We start from the raw sequence: 1,593 nt of genomic DNA on the forward strand, positions 1-1,593 counted from the left end.
GGAAGGCACTTCGCGGGTGAAGAATATCGCGGTCGTTGCACGGGTGAAAGTGTCTGCTGATGGCCATGGCGTCGTGTCGCATGCCGGGATGGGTATGTTGCGTGAACTTGCCGACCGGACCGGCCTATCGGCGCAGGTCACCGCTGCGCTGGCCGATACCTACCGAGGCCCGTGGGTGTATGCGCCCGGGGAGGTGTTCGCTGATCTGGCGGCCGCGGTCGCCGATGGGGCCGACTGCATCGACGCCGTCGGCCAATTGTGCGGTGACCGCGAGCACGTGTTCGGCGCGAAAGCCTCCACGACCACCATGTGGCGGCTTATCGACGAACGCATCGATGCCGCCCACCTGCCGGGGGTGCGGGCAGCCCGAGCCGCCGCCCGGGCAGCGGCCTGGGCCGCCGGCGCGGCACCGGCCACCGAAGACTGGCTGCACATCGACATCGACGCCACCCTGGTGATCGATCACTCCGACAACAAAGCCGGAGCTACCCCGACCTGGAAGAAAACGTTCGGCTTGCACCCGCTGCTGGCGTTTTTGGACCGTCCCGACATCGCCGGCGGGGAAGCGTTGGCCGGGCTGCTGCGCACCGGAAACGCCGGCTCCAACACCGCCAGCGACCACATCATCGTGCTGACACAGGCACTGCAATCGCTGCCTGCACCGTGGCGGCCGGACCCCAATCGTGGCGATGATCCCCAAACGCCGAAGGTCTTGGTGCGCTGCGACACCGCAGGAGCCACCCACAGATTCGCCACAGCCTGCCGTGAGGCCGGGGTGGGGTTCTCCTTCGGCTACCCCGTCGATACCCGCGTCCAGGACGCCGTGGACACCCTCAACCTCGGCGACTGTTGGTATCCGGCGATCGACACCACCGGCGGTATCCGCGACGGCGCCTGGGTCGCCGAAGCCACCGACCTGGTCAACCTGAGCAGCTGGCCGGCCGGCACGCGACTGATCCTGCGCAAAGAACGCCCGCATCCCGGCGCCCAGCTGCGGTTCACCGACGCCGACGGGATGCGGGTCACCGCCTTCATCACCGACACACCGCCAGGTGTCGTGGCAGGCCAGATCGCCGGTCTGGAGCTACGGCACCGCCAACACGCCCGCGTTGAAGACCGCATCCGCGAACTCAAAGCCACCGGCCTGCGCAACCTGCCGTGCCACAGTTTCTGGGCCAACGCCGCCTGGCTGGAAATCGTGCAGGCTGCCGCTGACCTGGTCACCTGGACCCGACTGATCGGCTTCACCCACCAGCCCGGCCTGGCCCGCGTCGAGATCAGCACCTTCCGCTACCGAGTCCTGCACGTGGCCGCCCGCATCACCCGCAGCGCCCGGCAACTGCGACTACGCATCGACTCCACCTGGCGCTGGGCCGCCCAAATCGCGACCGCCTGGCAAAGGATCCGCACCGCATTCGATTGACCGCCAACCCTCATCTGACCGACCGACGAGGAAAGACCCACGGCCCCGGGAAAGCCCGCACCACCTGGCGAAACAGGACAATCCACCCACGCCTACACCCGAAAACTACTCCCCAGCAACACAACTCGACATCAGACCAAGCCCACGCCCATTTCCACGCAAAATCCGGG

At 67.3% G+C, this 1,593-nt stretch carries 1 protein-coding gene; it reads left to right on the top strand.

All coding sequences use genetic code 11. The annotated features are described in order from the left end of the window. Window positions 1-16 precede the first annotated feature (16 nt). Window positions 17-1,423, top strand: coding sequence for an IS1380 family transposase (locus BKG60_RS18640; protein WP_064868263.1), 1,407 nt, complete (start codon window positions 17-19; stop codon window positions 1,421-1,423). Window positions 1,424-1,593: the final 170 nt, after the last annotated feature.

The organism is Mycobacterium syngnathidarum, assembly GCF_001942625.1.
In the GTDB taxonomy this organism is placed as follows: Bacteria; Actinomycetota; Actinomycetes; order Mycobacteriales; family Mycobacteriaceae; genus Mycobacterium; species Mycobacterium syngnathidarum.